The following is a 20,147-nucleotide window of genomic DNA, read 5'->3' as shown; positions in this document are numbered from 1 at the left end:
AATTTTATATCGCATAAAAAAAGAGAGTTGCTTTAAAGAAGTGTGGAGCAACTCTCTTTTTTCTATCATTTTCTATATTTTAAACGAGCAAACGCATCGTGTTGGTGAATAGATTCTTCATTGCGACATTCAATATCAAAGCCATCAATCCAGTCAAATTCAACTAAATCAGCAGCAATGAGTCGAATTAAATCTTCTACGAAACGTGGATTTTCATAAGCACGTTCTGTGACACGTTTTTCATCTGGACGTTTCAAGATAGGGTATAATATGGAACTCGCGTTAGCTTCCATAGCGTCTAAAATTTTATCTTTATAATCATCCACGACTTTAGCATCTTTATCTAAATAAGTTTTAACTGTAACGATTCCGCGTTGGTTATGCGCTGAGTATTCACTAATTTCTTTAGAACAAGGACAAAGTGTTGTAACAGTAGCTTCAATCGTTAGTTCTTTACGTGTTACTTTCTCGCCATCAATTGCAAGTCCGTACGTGACGTCTGCGTTACCTACAGCTTTAATATTAGTCACTGGACTAAAGCGATCAAAGAACCATTTCCCTGAGACATCCACTCCAGCAGCATTTTGATTCATTTTTTCTTGAAGTGTGCGTAATACTTGATAAAGAGTATTAAATTCAAGCTCAATTCCATTATTATAATGCTTTTCAACACTCTCTAATATACGACTCATATTAATGCCTTTTTCATCTTTATTTAAACTTGTTGAAAAGCTAAATAATCCTGCCGTTTGATACTGATCAATCAATACAGGATACGTTAAATTTTTAATTCCTACTTCTTCTATTTCAAATAGGAAATTTTTATGAGTGTTTTGTAAATCAGTCATTTCATTTTTAGTTGTAGGTTTCGTACCTTCGATAGGATCTACAGAACCGAAATGTTTCCAACGACCCTCTCGAGTAGATAAATCAAATTCTGTCATGTTTTACCTCCATTTAAGATTCGAAGTGATAAGTCCAAAATGGCTCAACCTTTAAGAAACTTTGTGCTTGTCCATCAATGTCAGGGCTCGCAATTTGTTTTAAGAATGGTCCTGTTTGAGAAGCATGCGCTTCAAAGGCTTTAAGTTTTAAATCACTATATTTAGAAATGTCATTTTGAATGTCTGGTTGACCAAGTATTTCTGGTGCATCATTACTAAATGCTACAAGTGTGAGTCGTGGACGTTCTGATTCTGGCATACGTCCTACTGTACGTACAACAGCTTCTGCTGTAGCTTCATGGTCCGGATGCACGGCGAATTTAGGATAAAATGAAATAATTAACGACGGGTTAGTTTCATCAATGAGAATTTTTACCATATCGTCCATTTGATCATGTGGTTCAAACTCAACCGTTTTATCTCGTAACCCCATCTTTCTTAGGTCTGTAATTCCAATTGCTCGGCAAGCATCTTCAAGTTCTCGTTCTCGAATATTAGGTAAAGATTCCCTTGTCGCAAAAGGAGGGTTACCCAAGTTACGTCCCATTTGTCCTAGTGTTAAGCATGCGTATGTGACTGGCACGCCTGCGTCAATATAACTTGCAATGGTTCCAGCAGATGAGAAGGTTTCATCATCTGGATGTGGAAAGATTACAAGTACGTGTCTTTCATCAGTCATGATTCATAACCTCCTCTATATTGTGAATGGCTTATCGCTAATTTCTATTGTAGCTGCCAATTGTCCTTCATAATTAAATCCGGAGATGAGGAATTCGTTGTCGTGATTAACTTCATAGTGCGTTAATCCTTGTACATAAACCCAACCACCTTCGCGTAATTTTAATCCGACACGATATGGATCTTTTTCGCCACCTTTAAGTTGTGCGTGTTCATACGTGACTTGTATATTTCTTAAAAAGGTACCTGCGTTAAAAACGCGTTCGTCGAAATGGTTAGCGTATGCGCCATTTGTAGTTTCGACATGTAAGTACACGGGTTTATTTGCATAAGAAGTAAGTAAGTTAAGTACTTCTTGTTCATTAATCGGTTCCAACACGTTCACTCCCTTATATTTTGCAGTGTGTTGATTGTAAACTGTCGAAATTTTAAACATTAGTTAAAGACTTTATCATATTACATTAATAGTAATAGAGAGTTTATAACTCGATGAGTTACGACGCCTTTATGCGTAGCCGAGTTGTGTGAGTCTTCACAGGCTTTGTAGTTATTAAAATTAGAGTTGTTTATTTAGTGTTAAGTACTTCACTAAAAAGATTCCAAAGTCGCGAATTTTATACGCGTTATTATTAGTGACTACTTATATTATCTCTTTAATATTTTACAACGTGTACTAATGTGTTAATAAAAAATCAGTAAATGTGTTTATCTATATATTTTACTAGAAAGCGATGTATATTTGTACACGAATGCTTGAAATAATTAGGAAAATTTTTTAGTTATAGATAAAAAGATAGATAATGAAGTTTGTTAAATTTCTTTAAATTAAGAATTAAATTTTGTTAAATATGTATTTTAAGGGTATATTATATAAGTGGAGTTGGAAAGGTGTAAGTATATAGATTTAAAAATCGAGGTGTTTAAAAATTGAAAATCATCAACTTAGGTTCTAAGAAACTTGCGTCATTTTATGTTGCATGTGAATTATATAAAGAAATGAGTTGCCAACCTACAAGTAAATTAGGTTTAGCTACTGGTGGCACAATGACTGAGGTATACAAATATTTAGTAGAGTTATTAGAAAAGAATCAATTAGATGTTTCTCATGTTGAAACATTTAATTTAGATGAATATGTTGGATTAAAAGCTGAACACCCTCAAAGTTATCATTATTATATGAATGAGGTATTATTTAATCAATATCCGAACTTCAATAAAGAAAATATTCATATACCGAATGGTTACAGCTCTCAATTAGAGGATGAGGCTGAACGTTATAACCAATTGCTTAATGATAGAGGTCCTGTTGATATACAAATATTAGGTATAGGTGAAAATGGTCATATTGGATTTAATGAACCTGGTACTGATTTACATAGTGAAACGCACATTGTTGATTTGACAGAGAGTACGATACGTGCAAACAGTCGTTATTTTGAAAGTGAATCAGATGTTCCACAACAAGCTGTTTCAATGGGATTAGCAAGTATTTTAAAGGCTAAACGTATTATTTTGCTTGCATTTGGAGAAAAGAAAAAAGAAGCGATTCATCAATTAATGAATAACCAGGTTACTAAAGACATCCCTTCTACAATTTTACATGCCCATCCAAATGTGGAAGTGTATGTTGATGATGAGGCTGCACCTCCTCATATTGATAAAGTCTAATTGTGGTGATAGCATTTTCAGCTCAGTTTAAAAAATGAAATGCCGGGTAAACACCTTTATATAATAGAAATTGACTGTCATATGAAAGGATGTATTTCATTGGAACTACAATTAGCAATTGATTTATTAAATAAAGAAGAAGCAGCAAAATTAGCGAAAAAAGTTGAAGAATATGTAGATATTGTTGAAATTGGTACGCCGATTGTTATTAACGAAGGTTTACCATCAGTACAACATTTAAATGAGAATATTAGTAATGCGAAAGTATTAGCAGATTTAAAAATCATGGACGCAGCAGATTATGAAGTAAGCCAAGCTGTTAAATTTGGTGCTGATGTTGTAACTATTTTAGGTGTAGCAGAAGACGCATCAATTAAAGCTGCTGTTGAAGAAGCACATAAACATGGTAAAGAATTATTAGTAGATATGATTGCGGTACAAGATCTTGAAACACGCGCAAAAGAATTAGATGAAATGGGCGCTGATTATATCGCTGTACACACTGGTTATGATTTACAAGCTGAAGGTCAATCACCATTAGATAGTTTACGTACAGTGAAGTCAGTAATTAAAAATTCTAAAGTCGCTGTAGCTGGAGGTATTAAACCAGATACAATTAAAGATATTGTGACTCAAGAACCTGATTTAGTTATCGTAGGTGGAGGAATCGCAAACGCTGACGATCCTGTTGAAGCTGCAAAACAATGTCGCGATGCGATTGAAGGTAGATAGGATGACAGAATTTAATAACTATCGTCTTATACTTGATGAATTAGATCATACGTTGTCGCATGTTGATGATACGTCGTATGAAAGATTTGCTAATGACGTTGTTGGTGCGGATAGAATATTTGTAGCTGGTAAAGGGCGTTCTGGATTTGTTGCAAATAGTTTTGCAATGCGTTTAAACCAACTAGGTGAACACGCTTATGTTGTAGGAGAGTCCACGACTCCATCAATAAAAGAGCACGACCTTTTCATTATTATTTCTGGGTCAGGTTCAACAGAACACTTAAGATTGTTAGCTGAAAAAGCGCAAAAGATTGGCGCTAAAGTTGTACTTATTACAACGCAAACAGATTCGCCAATCGGAGAGCTTGCTGAAACTATTATAGAATTACCAGCTGGCACTAAACACGATATTGAAGGTTCTAAGCAACCACTAGGAAGCTTGTTTGAACAAGCGTCACTAGTTCTCCTCGACAGTGTTGTATTGCCTTTAATGGAAGCATTTCATATCAATGAAGAAACAATGCAACAAAATCATGCTAACTTAGAATAGTAAGAAATACTACCAGAGATTTCATGAAGTCCATGAAATCTCTGGTTTTTTAATATATCGCAGTTTTAACCAAAAAAGTGTATATTTATAATGTAATTACTATCTAAGAGGTGTAACATCATGAATTTTGACAACTATATTTTTGATTTTGGTGGTACTTTAGCAGACACAACATCATGTCACGTTTATGCAACTGAGCAGGCTTTTAAGAAATTAAATATAAAGAATCCTGGTAAAGAAGAAATTTTAAGTGCACAAAGCCAACCGTTAGAGGAAGGTTTGAGAAGTTTAACTAGTATCGGTATAGATGAGGAAAAAGTTGAATTATTCCTTAGGGCTTATCATAAATATTATGGTCAATATGAAATACATAATATAAAAGAGTTTGCGGGAATAAGTGAAATGCTCCAATTACTACATAATAAAAAGAAAAATATCTTTGTAATATCAAGTAATGAAACAGCTGTAGTAACAAGACAATTAGATTATTTAGGGCTTAATCGATTTATAAAAGATGCACTAGGTTTACATATTAAGGAGTTGCGAAAGCCTCATTATAAAATCTTACAATCCATCATACAAAATAATCATTTAAATCAAGGACGTACAGTCTATATCGGAGATACAACGCATGATGTTAAAAGTGCGAGTTTATCAGATATTAGATCCTGTGTAGTGACTTGGGGCGCGCAATCTGCACATGATTTACTTCAAGAAAACCCGTATTATGTCGTGAATGAACCAGAGGAAATTTTTACTATAATATAAATTAATAACGTCTTACTTCCATATCATTGGTAGTAGGGCGCTAATTTTAGCATGAGGAATTTTAAGATTAATGTTAACATATTTATAAATATAGTTTACATATGGTGATGGCATGTTAGAGGTAATTAAAAATATTTATGATTTTGGTGAGCATCAACCTAAGCGATTGGCTTTGGTATTTGATCATCAACGAATAACTTACGATGAATTGATTCATGAGATAGATAAAGCAAGTTCTCAATATTCTATGATTAACGAGGGAGAAAAAGTTGGTTTATTAAGTAATCATCCGATAAAAAATCTGATTCATTATTTCGCTATTCATAGAGTTGGAGGTATTCCGTGCTTTTTTAGTAGTAAATGGAATAAAGTTACAATAAACCAGCTGATTGAAAAATATAAAATTCAATGGTTAAAGAGTGACCAGCACTTAATTAAAACAGGGTATAATAGGATTTCTCATTCTATTAATGGTACATTACTGCATATTGGATTTACTTCGGGAACAACTGGCTTGCCCAAGGCTTATTATAGAAATGAACATTCATGGTTAATTTCTTATAAAGAGAATGAGAAATTAATAAAGCATGATTCAAAAGTGATTGTTGCTCCTGGCCCTTTATCACACTCACTCTCCTTATACGCATGTATATATGCTTTGTTTACAGGACGCACATTTGTAGGTAAAAAAGAATTTAATGCAGAAGTACTCGTGAAGACTATACAGTCTATACATCAGTCTGCTTCATTGTTTGTAGTACCCACGATGCTTTATCAGTTCATTTTAAAAGGTTTACATACTGCGGAAATTAAAAGTATTTTCAGCAGTGGAGCAAAGCTTTCAAAAGAACAATTTAGGGCTATCGCTCAACTTTATCCAGATACGAATTTAATAGAATTTTTTGGCACCTCTGAGGCAAGTTTTATTAGCTATAATTTCAATCAAACAGCACCAAGACAATCAGTAGGCAAATTGTTTCCAAACGTGGAAGCCAAACTATTTGAGAAAGATTCAAAACATATTGGACTACTAAAAGTTCGAAGTGAAATGACTTTTAGTGGATATGTTGGTGAAGAACAAATTTCAAATGAGTGGATTGAGACAGGAGATTATGCACTAATTAGAAATAGAAATTTATATCTAGTAGGAAGGAAAAGTGACCGTCTAATTATAGGTGGCGTTAACGTATATCCTAGTGAGATAGAACAGCGCGTGATGAATATTGAAGGTGTCAGTGAAGCAATAGTAATAGGTGAGCCACATCATAAGTTTGGAGAAATAGCAGTTCTTTTGTATACAGGAATAAAAGAATTAAAATATTCAGAAGTAAAAACGTGTTTAAAGAATCATCTATCAAGATATGAGGTTCCGTCTAAAATTAGGAAAATTGACGGTATGCATTACACTGAATCTGGAAAAATTGCTAGAGGAAAAATGAAAACTAAATATTTGAATGGAGAGATTTAAATATGAAGCAACCAGTCATTGTAGCAGCTAAACGAATTGCATTTGGCAAGTACGGTGGATATTTAAAGCATTTGGAACCAGAACAACTACTAAAACCTTTATTCAATTACTTTCAAGCAGAATATCCTGGAGCGATGGAATACTTGGAAGACGTTATTATCGGCAACACAGTTGGCAATGGTGGTAACATCGCAAGGAAATCTTTGCTAGAAGCAGGCCTTAAAAACTCCGTTCCAGGCGTTACTATTGATCGACAGTGTGGTTCAGGGCTAGAAACTATTATACAAGCTTGTAGAATGATACAAAGTGGCGCTGGAAATGTATACCTTGCAGGTGGTGTTGAGAGTATAAGTAGAGCACCTTGGAAATTAAAACGACCTCAATCAGTGTATGAAACAGAATTTCCTCAATTCTTCGAAAGAGCGCCATTTGCTCCGGAAGGTCAAGATCCTTCAATGATAGAAGCTGCTGAAAATGTGGCGCGAAAATACGGTATTTCGCGAGTAATGCAAGATAAGTTCGCTTATAGAAGCCATCAATTGACTCAAGGTAACTATGATAATGGGAATATTTCCCGAGAAATATTGCCTATTAAAGTTAAAGGGGTATCGTTTGATAGAGATGAAAGTGTTAAGTCTCGTTTAACTACTGAGAAATTAAGTAGATTTAAACCATTATTAATTCAAGGTTCAATTACAGTTGGTAACAGTTGTATGAAAAATGATGGTGCCGTATTAATCCTTGTAATGGAAGAGAAACTCGCTATAAATTTAGGTTTTGCTAAAGGATTAAAATTTATTGAAAGTTGTACAGTTGGGGTTGATCCTAATTATTTAGGTATAGGTCCTGTGCCAGCAGTTAGAAAGCTGTTGAAAAGAGCTAAAGTTAAAATAGAAGATATTGATACTATAGAACTAAATGAAGCATTTAGTTCACAAGTTTTAGCTTGTCAAAAGGAACTTAGTATTTCTGATGATAAGCTAAATCGATGGGGTGGCGCAATCGCTTCTGGTCACCCATATGGAGCAAGTGGCGCAGCTCTAGTTACACGATTATTTCATATGAATGTGCAAAATAAATCCATTGCAACAATGGGAATCGGTGGAGGACTCGGTAATGCAGTATTATTTGAGAGATGGTGAAGAACATCAAAGAGTCATTTTTAAAGAAGAAGACGTGCGTAAGTATTGCTATTTATTAAATAAAGATTTCAATTATCAAGTCCCTACTTTAATGTGTGCAAAGCTTTGGTCGGAATTTAAAAGTTATAAAAAATTTGTAAAGAAACCTTTAATTTTAAAGGAGACATATGTTAAAGAATTTAATAAATTAGTAACGGATGAAGTATATGACGCGACTTTAAGCAAAATATCAGTTAAAAATATAAAAGATTTTATCAAGCACACCTATAGTTTGAAAATAAATAAAAATAACCATAAATGTATATATATAGAACAAGTTTTTATCGAGGTAAAGCGTTAAAATGAAGATTTCAATCGAGATTATTAAAGAATACTTAGTATTAGTGAATGATATGAATCCAATACACAATGACATCGTTCCAGGTCAATTAGTATGTGAAATCGCCTTCGAAGAACTCAATATACAATGGGAGAATTATAAAATAAAATACCTTAAACCTATTGATATACATGATGATATACGATTTTTTGTTGAAGACGAAACAATTATAAAAGTTTCGGATGATTTATACGGGGTAAAACTAATGGTATTAAAAAATTAGATGAAAAATTATTTTTTAGTTTTTTTATTTTCGTTGCCAATAATTAATGGAAGCAATTTCAAATGTTAAATTTAAATATCTGTAAAATGAATAAACTTAAAAAATTGAAAATTATGTAAACTGAATTAATTTGACATTAAAGTTTAACTACGCATAATTATGTAACATATCACAAGGGAGTGTTATTGTAATGAAGTTCAACAAAAATCATATTAACGTGGTAGACGGTCAAGAAGCAAAAAAACCGTTGTAGCTACCGGTCGCCATGGAATGGTTTGACTTTGGGGTTTATGCTTATACAACGGCATACATAGGAGCGAATTTCTTCTCTCCAGTACATAATCCTCAAATCCAACTAATTTTTACATTTGCAGCATTAGCAATCGCGTTCTTATTAAGACCTATTGGTGGTATCGTATTTGGTATCATCGGTGACAAATATGGACGTAAAGTTGTATTAACTACAACAATTATTTTAATGGCATTATCTACACTTACTATTGGGTTACTACCCAATTACAATACAATAGGAATATGGGCGCCAATACTGTTATTACTTGCTAGGGTGCTACAAGGCTTTTCTACAGGTGGGGAATACGCAGGTGCAATGACTTACGTTGCTGAATCATCACCGGATAAACGTCGTAATAGTTTAGGTAGTGGCCTTGAAATTGGTACACTTTCAGGTTATATTGCGGCTTCAATTATGATTGCATTATTAAGTTTCTTCTTAACTCATGATCAGATGCAAGCATGGGGTTGGAGAATTCCATTTATTCTAGGTTTATTCCTTGGATTATTTGGTCTTTATTTACGTCGTAGACTTGAAGAGTCTCCTGTTTATGAAAATGATGTAGCTTCCACTCCTCAAAGAGATAACATAGGGTTCTTCACTATTATTCGATATTATTATAAAGATATTCTCGTTTGCTTCGTAGCGATAGTATTCTTTAATGTAACGAACTATTCTGTAACAGCTTATCTACCAACGTATCTTGGTCAAATTGTTAAACTGGATGCTACGACTACAAGTGTACTTATTACATGTGTAATGGCAGTTATGATTCCATTAGCACTAATGTTTGGTAAAATAGCCGATAAAATTGGTGAGAAAAAGGTATTCTTGATTGGTACAGGAGGACTTACTTTATTAAGTATTGTTGCATACAGTTTACTAAGTACTAAATCATTACCATTAATAATTATCGGTGTCTTCATATTAGGATTCTTCCTTTCAACATATGAAGCAACAATGCCAGGATCTTTACCAACAATGTTCTATACACATATCAGATATCGTACATTATCAGTGACATTTAACGTATCTGTTTCTTTATTTGGTGGTACTACGCCTTTAATTGCATCATGGTTAGTAGAATCAACTGGAAATGCTTTAGCTCCAGCATATTATTTAACTGCAATTAGTTTAATTGGATTCTTAGTTATTACTTTATTTCATGCAAGTACAGCAGGTAAGTCACTTAAAGGTTCTTATCCAAATGTTGATAATGAAGAAGATAGAAAATACTATGAAGAAAACCCTAAAAAAGCTTTATGGTGGGTTAAAGAGAGAAAAGAAAACTTCTAAATATAAAACTTAGAACATAACTTTCATTAAAGTAATAGCAGTAAAATGATCTCAATTAGAAATCATTTTACTGCTATTTTTTTATTCACTAGACGTTCTTTTAATTATAAAAAATAAACGCTAATGTTAGCAACGCTCAAAGGTTCTCTCCGAGCTACAAAAGGGGACAATTTTGGCTAGCATTAGCGTTTTATACATTTTAAGGTGAGTATTTTTAGGGATGATTGAATGGCTTTTAAAGTTAATAGTTTAGGGGACAGAAAACTTTAAAAAACACATTATGTTAGGGAATAATTAGAACATAAATTCTAATTCTCAAATTCTCAATTGGATTTTGTGCAATGTCTTGTTTGGATGTGAAAATAACATCGACACGGTTTAGTAACTCATTTTCATTGTGTCTACGTCATTTTCTAGTAGAGAGAGCAATTTATAGATTTCGAATTCACTGAAAGTTTCATCACATTTTACTGTAATAGTCTTGAAAGTTTTAGTTATGATTTCGTAAATAGGTACTCCGTTCTCTATATTTTGCCTGTAGATTATCATGTTGTTCGATTCCTCCTTTGTCTCTCTACACTCTATATAGTAAATGAGTTTCTTTAAAAAAACATGGGGCTATGGTATCAACTTTGAATACTACGAACATCGGAGAGATATCTCAGACTTTATGCCTAGAAATTTAGAGAAGTATTTGAAACCTCATTCAACAAAATATTTTAATTTCAATGATGATCTAAAAAAACTGGCTTACACTTAAAGTAAGCCAGTTTCATTTACATATTCATTAAATATTACCTTTAAATAGTTCAACTAGACGATGTGGACGGTCCTCACCTAGACATATATCCAATAATTCATGTGATTCTCTAGCTTCTTCTTCGCTTCTAGGGAACATGGTTTCTTCATAATCTTTAATAACGCTATTTAAATCTCCATTCATTTTTGCAATGCTTTCTGCTAATTCCGCGGCATCTAACATAGCTAAGTTTGCGCCTTCACCTGAAGGAGCCATTAAATGAGCCGCATCTCCGATTAAAGTAACGCCTTGTCGTCTTTGCCAACGATGTTCATCAGGCAATGCATTAATTTTTCTTGGAGTAATTGAGGATTCAGCTTCCGTAATCAATGCAGTAATTTCATTAGGCCAACCTTTAAATTCATTAGCTATGGTTTGTGTCGCTTCCTTTTTATTTGAGAAATCAATGTTGTCAATCCACTCTAAAGAGCATTGCATCTGTACATAAGTATGAATAATACCCCCATATTCACGATGTGCTACGATACCTTTTCCTGGAGATAATGCAAACATTTGGCCTTGTCCTACAACTTTTGCAGTTTCAGGATATTGGTTATCAACGTCATGAAGGTATGTTTCTATAAATGTGTAACCAGTATAATGAGGTGTAATATCAGTTAAAACTCTACGTACTTTAGACCATGCGCCGTCTGCACCTACTAATTTGCTAGTAGTTAAAGATGTATCATCTCTAAAGAACACTTGGTATTGTCCTTTTTCCCATTCTTCTACACGATCCACTTTTTTATTCCACTCTATTGTTTCGTTAGGTAATGAATCAATTAAAATTTGTCTTAAATCTCCACGTAAAACTTCAGGTCTACCATTATTTTCGTCAGCAGGCGCATCGTGAAGTAATTCCCCATTAGAATTAAATATACGTGCTGCGTCTGCGCCTTCATGAATAATAGAGTGAAATTCATCCATCAGATGAGCTTTTTTAAGTGCAACTTGTCCATTATGTTCATGTATATCAAGTTGACCACCTTGCGTACGTGCATTTGGAGATGTATCAATTTCATAAACCTTAGATGGTATACCATTGACATACAATACTCTGGCAAGTGTCAAACCTCCGATGCCTCCGCCAATGATTGTAATAGGTTCAGTCATCCCCACGTTTTGATCTTCAATATTCATGTTATAATTTCCTCCTTTTTAAAAGGTTTCATTTACCATTGTTTACTACAGTAAAGGTTGTTTTAAACATATTCGTTTTAATTTTTTTTGAGTGAAGATTCTAAAACGTGTGATAAAGGTGGAATATACACAAAAAAATTTTCAATATAGGAAAAATAAAAAGCTTTCAATCACCTTATTAATCATTAAAAAGTGATTAAAAGCTTTAAATGAAATGAAGCTAAACATCATTTCATTTCTCAAATGCTTCTAACATTTTTGAATTAGATGACTGAATTTGAACTGTGTTTATATCAAGCTTTTGTCTATTCTAGCCATCTTAGAAAACTATATAGAATGAATTCTTATTTTAGAAATCAATGCAGTATTTCTTTAAACTTCTGTTACTTCGACTTCGATGTGTTCGATGCGATGATATGCACCATGATCAACAGGTCCTACAAATTCATTCATTTTCCAACCGTTTTTGATTGCAGATGCTACGAAAGCTTTAGCAGCGATGACTGCTTCTCTTGGAGATTTGCCGTTAGCTAGGTAAGCAGTTGTCGCAGCTGCGGACGTACAACCTGCACCGTGGTTATAACTTTGTTGGAACATATCTGTTGTTAACTGATAGAATTTATCGCCATCGTAGTATAAATCATAAGATTTATCTTGATCTAGCACTTTACCACCTTTGATAATCACGTGAGGTGTACCTGCATCATAAATGATTTGAGCGGCTTTTTTCATATCTTCAATTGAAGTTAATTTTCCTAATCCTGAAAGTTGACCAGCTTCAAATAAGTTTGGCGTTACTACTGTTGCTTTAGGTAGTAAATATTTAATCATTGCGTCAGTATTTCCTGGGTTAAGTACTTCGTCTTCACCTTTACAAACCATGACTGGGTCTACGACGAAGTAATCTGCACCTGATTCTTCATAAACTTCGCCAGCACGTTTAATGATTTCTTGAGTACCTAACATACCCGTCTTGATTGCATCAGGGCCAATAGAAATCGCAGTTTCAAGTTGCTTTTCAAAGACATTCATATCTAGAGGTGTCACATCATGAGACCATGTTTCTTTATCCATCGTAACGATAGATGTCAAAGCCACCATTCCATACGTATCTAATTCTTGGAATGTTTTGAGGTCTGCTTGCATACCAGCTCCCGCACTCGTATCAGACCCTGCAATTGTTAACACTTTCTTTAAAGCCATAATTTTATTCACTCCCGTTAAGTTCTAATATATCCTTAATCATACCACGTTTATCGTGTAAGCTAAATGTTTATAGCTTTTCGAAAATGAAGGACCGTATGAATATATTACGCATTTAATTGAGAAATATGTAATTCATTGTTAATAGGAAGAAATGTCATATCGTCCTTTGATAGTAATTCTTCATTTAATTGAACTTTGAAAAGTTGATTACTAAAGTATGGCTTAATGTAATAAGCTTTATCTTTACTATCCATAACTAATTGATATTGTGTGTAATGTGTTTCTCCAGCATCTAGCACAGCTCCTTGCGGTATACTGACAGAGTCTAGGATTTTAAAACAATTCATAAGGTTGATATCTTCATTATGAGAAGATGATAAATGATGTCTTAAATAAGTGGCACGCACGAATCGTTCTGTAGATGTATAGCCACCTGGTAGACCATTAGTGCCAGCTTCACATCCCATGGAACGCACTAATACTTTGCCAACAAGCTGATTTGTTGATTTCTCAGGTTGAAGGAAAGCATAATTTCTTAAATTTTGAATATGCCACTCAAGTTTAGGTGCGTTGGTTAATACCTTAACGTGGTTGTCTTTAACGATAAGTAGTCCGTTATGGGGTTCCACTGCAACTGTATGTCCTGACGCATCAGTGATTATAAAATGCAGGGGTGGAACTATATTTAATGTAGTATTTTTTTCATTCATAATGTTGATGTTTTTCACTTTTTGTTTGAGTTCTTCTATACTTTTAACGAAGCCAAGCACCCACACTATAAATTCTTCAGGTGCTAAATTGAAATAGCCATACCGTCTATGGTTGCTATATGAAGCTTCACCAGTGAAATAATGGTTTGAAATTGCCACTCCATGTTCATTGATGCCATCACCAAAGCGATATCTTCCGACTTTTAAATTAGTGCCTACGAAACCGTATTGAAGTCGTAATTCTGATTCTAAGTCAAGTTGATACTGATAGTGGCGAGGTACCACAGTAGGTATGCCGTTAAATTCGAATGCGAAATCCATTGTTCTAGCTAAATAATGATGTTTTGATTTTGTGAAAAATGAAAAACCAGTACACATATGTCTACGCTCCAAACTTCTGATATAAATTGATTTAGTAGTACTATAGCCAAAAATATTTACATTGTAAACTTTTGAATATTATAGGTTTACATTTTTGAAGTAGTAATTTAATCTTCATAACTTCTTATCATTGAATATGTTAAAATATGTCGAGAGGTGAATGCGATGAAATGGTCAGAAGTTTTTCATGATATAACGTCAAGACATGACTTTCAAGAGATGCACGATTTTCTAGAAAAAGAATATACAACTAAAATTGTGTACCCAGATAGAAAGAATATTTACCAAGCATTTGATTTAACACCGTTTGACAATATAAAGGTAGTTATACTGGGGCAAGATCCATACCATGGACCTAACCAAGCAGATGGTTTAGCATTTTCAGTGCAACCTAATGCTAAATTTCCACCTTCATTGCGAAATATGTACCAAGAACTAGAAGATGATATTGGTTGTCATAGGGTATCACCACATTTACAAGATTGGGCTAGAGAAGGTGTGCTTTTATTAAATACTGTGCTGACAGTGAGACAAGGAGAAGCACATTCACATAGAGATATCGGATGGGAAACATTTACTGATGAAGTGATTGAAGCGGTTTCTAAACATCGTGAAAATGTTGTTTTTATATTATGGGGCAAACCTGCTCAACAAAAAAAGAAACTCATTGATACATCTAAACATTTAGTTATAAAATCTCCTCATCCTAGTCCATTATCTGCTTTTAGAGGTTTCTTTGGTTCTAAGCCTTATTCAAGAACGAATGAATATCTAAAAGCTAAAGGAAAAGACCCTATTAATTGGTGCGAAGGTTAAGGTGATATATGATGCGCAATGATAAAATGATTCATTTGATTGAACAAGAATTAGTGCAAGCGGATGAAGCACAGACTGAGGCTGAATTTGAAAAGCATATGTATGCTATACATACATTAACTTCTCTATACACTTCTAGTGATAATCAAACTTCGGTTCAAGATAGGCATGAGGCATCCAATGCTCAAGTTTTATCTTCGCAACGCAAAGAATCGAATCAATCAAATCATAATAAAAAGCAAGTGTCAGCTACTGAAATTGAAGCAATGGGAGGTAAAGTACCTCAATCAATGAAAAATGAACATACGTCTCATTCAAATTTAATGACTACAGATGACAATATAGGAAATGGCGAGTCTATTTTCGACTTTTAAACATAAAGGAGCACAATTGAAATGATGAAATTATTTATAATTCTAGGTGCATTCAATACGATGATGGCTGTCGGTACAGGCGCTTTTGGTGCACATGGTTTAGAAAACAAATTATCTGAAAAATACATGTCTGTTTGGGAAAAAGCGACAATGTATCAAATGTATCATGGTCTCGGACTATTAATTATTGGAGTAATTAGCGGTACTACTGCTATTAATGTTAATTGGGCAGGTTGGTTACTTTTCTTCGGGATCGTCTTCTTCAGCGGTTCTTTATATATCTTAGCACTTACACAAATTCGAATTTTAGGTGCTATTACACCAATTGGCGGCGTGTTATTTATAGCAGGTTGGTTAATGTTAATTATCGCTACATTTAAATATGCAGGCTAAATACTAATAACTAACAAACATTTTTAAGCTTAAAATTCTAAAGAAAATAGTATTTTTGATATTTAAAAACTCACCGAATCGGGTATAGAATACCTTCGAGGTGAGTTTTATTTATGGAAAATAAAAATAATAAAGTAGATAGAGGTGACCTTAAGCAAAACCTCTCTGAAAAGTTCGTATGGGCAATTGCTTACGGCTCATGTATCGGTTGGGGTGCTTTTATTTTACCAGGGGATTGGATTAAACAATCAGGACCTATTGCATCCTCTATAGGCATCGTCATCGGTGCGTTATTAATGATTTTAATCGCCGTTAGTTATGGGGCGTTAGTTGAGAAATTCCCGGTTTCAGGGGGAGCATTTGCTTTTAGTTTCTTAAGTTTCGGTAGATATGTAAGTTTCTTTTCATCTTGGTTTTTAACATTTGGCTATGTCTGCGTCGTAGCACTAAATGCTACAGCGTTTAGTTTATTAGTTAAGTTTCTATTACCCAATGTTTTAAATAATGGAAAGTTATATACAGTTGCAGGTTGGGATGTCTACATAACGGAGATTATCATTGCAACAGTACTATTATTAGTCTTTATGATTATCTCAATTAGAGGTGCGAGTGTATCTGGATCACTTCAATATTATTTCTGTATTGCAATGGTTGTCGTTGTCTTACTTATGTTCTTTGGTTCATTCTTTGGTAGTAACTTTGACTTAAGTAATTTACAACCTTTAGCTAATTCAGATAAAGGTTGGTTTAGATCTATTATCATGATTGTGGCTATCGCACCATGGGCTTATGTAGGTTTCGATAACATTCCGCAAACCGCAGAAGAATTTAATTTCGCACCAAATAAAACATTTAAATTAATTGTTTATAGCTTACTAGCAGCAGCACTAACTTATGTTGTCATGTTACTTTATACTGGATGGTTAGGCACACATTCTAAAAGTCTCAACGGTAACTTATGGTTAACAGGTGCAGTTACGCAAGGAGCATTTGGTTACATTGGTCTTGGTGTATTAGCTATTGCTATCGCAATGGGTATCTTTACAGGACTCAACGGTTTCTTAATGAGTTCAAGTCGTCTTTTATTCTCTATGGGACGTTCTGGTATTATGCCTACAGTATTTAGTAAATTGCATAGTAAATATAAAACACCATATGTTGCTATTATCTTCTTAGTGGGTGTAGCATTAGTAGCGCCTTGGTTAGGACGTAATGCATTAAATTGGATTGTTAACATGTCGTCAACAGGTGTCTCTATTGCATACTTCATTACTTGTTTATCAGCAGCAAAACTATTTAGTTATGATAAACAAAGCAACACATACGCGCCTATTTATAAGACGTTTGCGATTATTGGTTCAATCGTATCATTTATCTTCTTAGGATTACTCTTAATTCCAGGATCGCCTGCATCATTGCCAGGACCTTCTTACATTGCTTTAGCAATTTGGCTAGTGATAGGTCTTATCTTCTTCTTTATCCGCTATCCTAAGCTTAAGAAGATGGATAATGACGAATTAAGTCGTTTAATTCTTAACCGTTCTGAAAATGAAGTCGAAGACATGGTTGATGAACCTAAGAAATAATTTAATTAATACAAAAAATGTTTCTTTAATATAGTTTTGAAATAAAGAAAGCTCAAAGATGATTTACATTAATAAAATCATCTTTGAGCTTATTCTATATATGGAGTTATAATTTTTTTCGTGTACGATCAAAGCCTGAGATAACTATTTTAGAGATTTGGTCAGCAAACAATAAGCCTAAAGCAATTGCTCCTGCAATCAATGTTACTTCAAGCATCGTATTAATTGCTCTACTGAAATGAAGTAATACTAAATTTTTAGTAGCATCGTAAGCAAGTCCACCTGGAACTAAAGGAATAATACCAGTAACCATAAAGATAATGACTGGTTCTTTCATATGGCGTGCCATGTAGTGGCTTAATAAACCTAATGCTAAACTTCCAAAGAAACTTGAATAGATAGTGTGAACTTGTAACCCATCAAAGAATAGAATATAGACCATCCAACCACATGAACCAACAAATCCACATGATAGATACAATTTCCTAGGCGCATCAAATATGACACAGAAGAAGAGTGAGGCGAGAAAACTAAATACAAAATTCAATATCCAAAACATTTTCTACATGCCTCCTAAACTAAAATTAAAATTGAGCTAACGCCTGCACCAATACCGAATGAAGTCACTAACGCCTCTAAAGATTTAGTAGTAAACATCAACATATGCCCACCAAATAAATCTTGAATCGCATTAGTAATTAATACTCCTGGTACAATCGGCATGACTGCTGCGATGATGATTGTTGCTAAATTGCCACTTGGTACAAGCGAATGTCCAATGACTGCAATAATACCAATCACTAATGAACCTAAAAATTCTGGTATAAATTGTGCATGTAATTTGCGATCAAGAATTTCAACTACTAGATAACCAAAACTCCCAGCTAAAATCGCTGTAATCACATCAATGAGACGTCCTCCTTGTAAATAGAGAAAACTCATTGCGATTATTGCAGCAGCTATACCTTTGAAGGGAAGACTACTGTCCCTCTTAGCTATATAAATATGTTCTAATTTTTTCTTAGCTTCCTCTAGGTCAATCGTGCCATTAGTAATTTGTCTTGAGATTTCATTAGCTTGAGAAATTTTTATAAGATTTGTATCACGTGATTTAATTCTATATAAACGCTGATATGATTCATTATGTAACGTAAATTGAATAACAGTATTCGTTACAAAGCTATTACTTTCTGAATAACCTAACTTTCTAGCGATGCGAGTCATTGTGTCTTCGACTCTAGTACCCTCAGCGCCAGATTCTAATAATATTCGGGCAGCTAACATGACTACATCTTTAATTAGACTTTCATGAGCTGTTTCATTTGATTCAATAGTCATTACATCACCAATTTTTAAAATATTTTGAATTTAATATTATTATAGTAGATGTGATTAAAAAAGACCACATATATAAACTTTAACCCTATTCGCAAATGTGAAAAGTTAAACTAAAATATAATTAATTTATTTAAATAAGTTCAATTTTAAACCTATCATGAAATTATTCAGTAAAAGTGTATATTTTTAATTTTATCGTGTTTCAAATGTTTCAAAATGGTTAAAATAATATTAGTTAACGATTACAAAGAATATATTGGGTAGCGACTGTATATTCTCTGAAGTTAACTTAATACGTAGTAGTGATTAAAGTTCTCCCAAGGATACTACTAGGAAGGCACACTTCGAGTTCTCCGAAGTGTGCTTTTTCTATTTTTAAGTATATAAAAAAGCTATGAAGAAATATCATCATAGCTTTCTGCAGTCAATAATTAAATATTAAAGAATTCATTGAAATCGTCTGTATTTAAGATATGACCTACATAGAAACTACCAAAATCGCCATAACGTGCTGTAGTTTCGTCAAAACGCATTTCGTATACAATTTTCTTAAATTGTAATACATCGTCTGAGAATAATGTCACACCCCATTCAAAATCGTCAAAACCAACAGAACCAGTGATAAATTGTTTGATTTTACCGGCATATTTACGTCCAATCATGCCATGGTTATACATTAAATTCTTACGTTCTTCTATAGGTAACATATACCAGTTATAAGTTTCATTACGACGTTTATCCATAGGATAGAAGCAGATGTATTCAGAATGAGGAAGTTCAGGATACAATCTAGCTTTTACATGTGGATTTTCATACGGGTCTTCGTCAGATTTGCCGGCTAAGTAATTACTTAATTCAATCACTGAAACGTAAGAATAAGTAGGAATTAAGTAGTCCGCAATACGTAATTTATTAAAATCATTTTCAATTTTATTTAAGTCTTTCATTTCAGGACGTAAGAACCATAATAGTAGGTCTGCTTTTTGGCCTGTAATATTATAAATTGCTTGATCACCTGTGTGTGAATCTCTTGCTTTAGATTTATCTTCAACAAATGATTTTAATTCAGAAATCATTGCCTCACGCTCGTCTTCTGGAACTAAACGAAATGTAGTCCAATCCATTGCATAAAACAAATGTAAACTATACCAACCATCTAAAGTTTCGGCTGCTTCACTCATAGTTATCGCTCCTTATCTTCAAATTCTTAATCAATTCACGTTAAATTTTATCATAAACAAACTAGGAACTCCTAAGTAAATGT

General features: G+C 33.7%; 22 protein-coding genes and 1 pseudogene. 13 read left to right on the top strand and 10 right to left on the bottom strand.

Annotation, left to right across the window (positions count from 1 at the left end):
- Positions 1-65: 65 nt before the first annotated feature.
- Genes folE2 through V6C74_RS11005 form a run of 3 tightly spaced genes read right to left on the bottom strand, consistent with a single transcriptional unit; the run spans position 66 to position 2,001 of the window.
- Complete coding sequence (gene folE2, locus V6C74_RS11015) at positions 66-944, bottom strand: GTP cyclohydrolase FolE2 (RefSeq protein ID WP_002452498.1); 879 nt, start codon at positions 942-944, stop codon at positions 66-68.
- Between the two features lie 13 nt (positions 945-957).
- Positions 958-1,623, bottom strand: coding sequence for a bacillithiol biosynthesis deacetylase BshB2 (gene bshB2, locus V6C74_RS11010; protein WP_002452499.1), 666 nt, complete (start codon positions 1,621-1,623; stop codon positions 958-960).
- Positions 1,624-1,638: 15 nt separating this feature from the next.
- A complete protein-coding gene (locus tag V6C74_RS11005; protein WP_171002258.1) occupies positions 1,639-2,001 on the bottom strand; it encodes a YojF family protein in 363 nt (120 codons plus the stop codon).
- Positions 2,002-2,549: 548 nt separating this feature from the next.
- On the opposite strand from V6C74_RS11005, the gene nagB reads away from it, so the two are divergent.
- The 9 genes and pseudogenes from nagB (at position 2,550) to V6C74_RS10960 (ending at position 10,140) form a co-directional block, all read left to right on the top strand.
- Positions 2,550-3,290, top strand: coding sequence for a glucosamine-6-phosphate deaminase (gene nagB, locus V6C74_RS11000; protein WP_002452501.1), 741 nt, complete (start codon positions 2,550-2,552; stop codon positions 3,288-3,290).
- Positions 3,291-3,389: 99 nt separating this feature from the next.
- On the top strand, positions 3,390-4,022 hold the full coding sequence (hxlA, locus tag V6C74_RS10995) for a 3-hexulose-6-phosphate synthase (RefSeq protein WP_103175430.1): 633 nt from the start codon (positions 3,390-3,392) through the stop codon (positions 4,020-4,022).
- Position 4,023: 1 nt separating this feature from the next.
- Positions 4,024-4,572 (top strand): 6-phospho-3-hexuloisomerase, encoded by a 549-nt coding sequence (gene hxlB / locus V6C74_RS10990; protein ID WP_002452503.1) that lies wholly within the window; start codon positions 4,024-4,026, stop codon positions 4,570-4,572.
- A gap of 120 nt (positions 4,573-4,692) precedes the next feature.
- Positions 4,693-5,340: an HAD family hydrolase gene (locus tag V6C74_RS10985; RefSeq protein ID WP_002452504.1), complete on the top strand. Its 648-nt coding sequence runs from the start codon at positions 4,693-4,695 to the stop codon at positions 5,338-5,340.
- Between the two features lie 112 nt (positions 5,341-5,452).
- Positions 5,453-6,808, top strand: coding sequence for an AMP-binding protein (locus V6C74_RS10980; RefSeq protein WP_016898724.1), 1,356 nt, complete (start codon positions 5,453-5,455; stop codon positions 6,806-6,808).
- A gap of 2 nt (positions 6,809-6,810) precedes the next feature.
- A complete protein-coding gene (locus V6C74_RS10975; RefSeq protein ID WP_023350756.1) occupies positions 6,811-7,950 on the top strand; it encodes a thiolase family protein in 1,140 nt (379 codons plus the stop codon).
- Positions 7,925-8,290, top strand: coding sequence for a hypothetical protein (locus V6C74_RS10970; RefSeq protein ID WP_002452507.1), 366 nt, complete (start codon positions 7,925-7,927; stop codon positions 8,288-8,290). The genes V6C74_RS10975 and V6C74_RS10970 overlap by 26 nt, the downstream gene beginning before the upstream one ends.
- 1 nt (position 8,291) lies before the next feature.
- Positions 8,292-8,552: a hypothetical protein gene (locus V6C74_RS10965; RefSeq protein ID WP_002432996.1), complete on the top strand. Its 261-nt coding sequence runs from the start codon at positions 8,292-8,294 to the stop codon at positions 8,550-8,552.
- Positions 8,553-8,742: 190 nt separating this feature from the next.
- Positions 8,743-10,140 (top strand): annotated as a pseudogene (locus tag V6C74_RS10960) (MFS transporter).
- A gap of 378 nt (positions 10,141-10,518) precedes the next feature.
- Here the strand turns inward: V6C74_RS10960 and vraX are convergent.
- The 4 genes from vraX to V6C74_RS10940 form a co-directional block, all read right to left on the bottom strand.
- Positions 10,519-10,689: a C1q-binding complement inhibitor VraX gene (gene vraX / locus V6C74_RS10955; protein WP_016898722.1), complete on the bottom strand. Its 171-nt coding sequence runs from the start codon at positions 10,687-10,689 to the stop codon at positions 10,519-10,521.
- A gap of 238 nt (positions 10,690-10,927) precedes the next feature.
- The gene (locus tag V6C74_RS10950; protein ID WP_002452510.1) at positions 10,928-12,079 is read right to left on the bottom strand and encodes an NAD(P)/FAD-dependent oxidoreductase; all 1,152 of its coding nucleotides are present in this window, start codon (positions 12,077-12,079) and stop codon (positions 10,928-10,930) included.
- A gap of 372 nt (positions 12,080-12,451) precedes the next feature.
- Entirely contained in the window at positions 12,452-13,282 is an 831-nt protein-coding gene (thiD, locus tag V6C74_RS10945; RefSeq protein ID WP_002452511.1) for a bifunctional hydroxymethylpyrimidine kinase/phosphomethylpyrimidine kinase, read from the bottom strand.
- Between the two features lie 107 nt (positions 13,283-13,389).
- A complete protein-coding gene (locus V6C74_RS10940) occupies positions 13,390-14,373 on the bottom strand; it encodes a choloylglycine hydrolase family protein (protein ID WP_002452512.1) in 984 nt (327 codons plus the stop codon).
- A 168-nt stretch (positions 14,374-14,541) separates the two neighbouring features.
- On the opposite strand from V6C74_RS10940, the gene V6C74_RS10935 reads away from it, so the two are divergent.
- The 4 genes from V6C74_RS10935 (at position 14,542) to V6C74_RS10920 (ending at position 17,545) form a co-directional block, all read left to right on the top strand.
- Positions 14,542-15,192, top strand: coding sequence for a uracil-DNA glycosylase (locus tag V6C74_RS10935; protein ID WP_016898721.1), 651 nt, complete (start codon positions 14,542-14,544; stop codon positions 15,190-15,192).
- 11 nt (positions 15,193-15,203) lie between these two features.
- Positions 15,204-15,566, top strand: a complete 363-nt coding sequence (locus tag V6C74_RS10930; RefSeq protein WP_002452514.1) for a DUF5327 family protein — start codon at positions 15,204-15,206, stop codon at positions 15,564-15,566.
- A gap of 24 nt (positions 15,567-15,590) precedes the next feature.
- Positions 15,591-15,959, top strand: coding sequence for a DUF423 domain-containing protein (locus V6C74_RS10925; RefSeq protein ID WP_162489531.1), 369 nt, complete (start codon positions 15,591-15,593; stop codon positions 15,957-15,959).
- 113 nt (positions 15,960-16,072) lie between these two features.
- Positions 16,073-17,545: an APC family permease gene (locus tag V6C74_RS10920; protein WP_002452516.1), complete on the top strand. Its 1,473-nt coding sequence runs from the start codon at positions 16,073-16,075 to the stop codon at positions 17,543-17,545.
- Between the two features lie 106 nt (positions 17,546-17,651).
- Here V6C74_RS10920 and V6C74_RS10915 read toward each other — a convergent pair whose 3' ends face one another.
- The 3 genes from V6C74_RS10915 to hemQ form a co-directional block, all read right to left on the bottom strand.
- Positions 17,652-18,104 (bottom strand): threonine/serine exporter family protein, encoded by a 453-nt coding sequence (locus V6C74_RS10915; protein ID WP_002452517.1) that lies wholly within the window; start codon positions 18,102-18,104, stop codon positions 17,652-17,654.
- 14 nt (positions 18,105-18,118) lie between these two features.
- Positions 18,119-18,883, bottom strand: coding sequence for a threonine/serine exporter ThrE family protein (locus tag V6C74_RS10910; protein WP_002452518.1), 765 nt, complete (start codon positions 18,881-18,883; stop codon positions 18,119-18,121).
- Positions 18,884-19,314: 431 nt separating this feature from the next.
- The gene (gene hemQ, locus V6C74_RS10905; RefSeq protein WP_002452519.1) at positions 19,315-20,064 is read right to left on the bottom strand and encodes a hydrogen peroxide-dependent heme synthase; all 750 of its coding nucleotides are present in this window, start codon (positions 20,062-20,064) and stop codon (positions 19,315-19,317) included.
- Positions 20,065-20,147: the final 83 nt, after the last annotated feature.

Source organism: Staphylococcus capitis subsp. capitis (assembly GCF_040739495.1).
GTDB lineage: Bacteria > Bacillota > Bacilli > Staphylococcales > Staphylococcaceae > Staphylococcus > Staphylococcus capitis.
This window is presented reverse-complemented; position numbering and strand designations above follow the sequence as displayed.

Bases quoted from the DNA above. Each gene is read 5' to 3' on its own strand.
- V6C74_RS10950 (WP_002452510.1), bottom strand. From the start codon at position 12,079: ATGAATATTGAAGATCAAAACGTGGGGATGACTGAACCTATTACAATC.
- V6C74_RS10935 (WP_016898721.1), top strand. From the start codon at position 14,542: ATGAAATGGTCAGAAGTTTTTCATGATATAACGTCAAGACATGACTTT.
- V6C74_RS10970 (WP_002452507.1), top strand. From the start codon at position 7,925: ATGCAGTATTATTTGAGAGATGGTGAAGAACATCAAAGAGTCATTTTT.
- V6C74_RS10975 (WP_023350756.1), top strand. From the start codon at position 6,811: ATGAAGCAACCAGTCATTGTAGCAGCTAAACGAATTGCATTTGGCAAG.
- V6C74_RS10920 (WP_002452516.1), top strand. From the start codon at position 16,073: ATGGAAAATAAAAATAATAAAGTAGATAGAGGTGACCTTAAGCAAAAC.
- V6C74_RS10980 (WP_016898724.1), top strand. From the start codon at position 5,453: ATGTTAGAGGTAATTAAAAATATTTATGATTTTGGTGAGCATCAACCT.
- V6C74_RS10925 (WP_162489531.1), top strand. From the start codon at position 15,591: ATGAAATTATTTATAATTCTAGGTGCATTCAATACGATGATGGCTGTC.
- V6C74_RS10930 (WP_002452514.1), top strand. From the start codon at position 15,204: ATGCGCAATGATAAAATGATTCATTTGATTGAACAAGAATTAGTGCAA.
- V6C74_RS10965 (WP_002432996.1), top strand. From the start codon at position 8,292: ATGAAGATTTCAATCGAGATTATTAAAGAATACTTAGTATTAGTGAAT.
- hemQ (WP_002452519.1), bottom strand. From the start codon at position 20,064: ATGAGTGAAGCAGCCGAAACTTTAGATGGTTGGTATAGTTTACATTTG.
- bshB2 (WP_002452499.1), bottom strand. From the start codon at position 1,623: ATGACTGATGAAAGACACGTACTTGTAATCTTTCCACATCCAGATGAT.
- V6C74_RS10915 (WP_002452517.1), bottom strand. From the start codon at position 18,104: ATGTTTTGGATATTGAATTTTGTATTTAGTTTTCTCGCCTCACTCTTC.
- hxlB (WP_002452503.1), top strand. From the start codon at position 4,024: ATGACAGAATTTAATAACTATCGTCTTATACTTGATGAATTAGATCAT.
- V6C74_RS10985 (WP_002452504.1), top strand. From the start codon at position 4,693: ATGAATTTTGACAACTATATTTTTGATTTTGGTGGTACTTTAGCAGAC.
- vraX (WP_016898722.1), bottom strand. From the start codon at position 10,689: ATGATAATCTACAGGCAAAATATAGAGAACGGAGTACCTATTTACGAA.
- thiD (WP_002452511.1), bottom strand. From the start codon at position 13,282: ATGGCTTTAAAGAAAGTGTTAACAATTGCAGGGTCTGATACGAGTGCG.
- V6C74_RS10940 (WP_002452512.1), bottom strand. From the start codon at position 14,373: ATGTGTACTGGTTTTTCATTTTTCACAAAATCAAAACATCATTATTTA.
- folE2 (WP_002452498.1), bottom strand. From the start codon at position 944: ATGACAGAATTTGATTTATCTACTCGAGAGGGTCGTTGGAAACATTTC.
- V6C74_RS10910 (WP_002452518.1), bottom strand. From the start codon at position 18,883: ATGACTATTGAATCAAATGAAACAGCTCATGAAAGTCTAATTAAAGAT.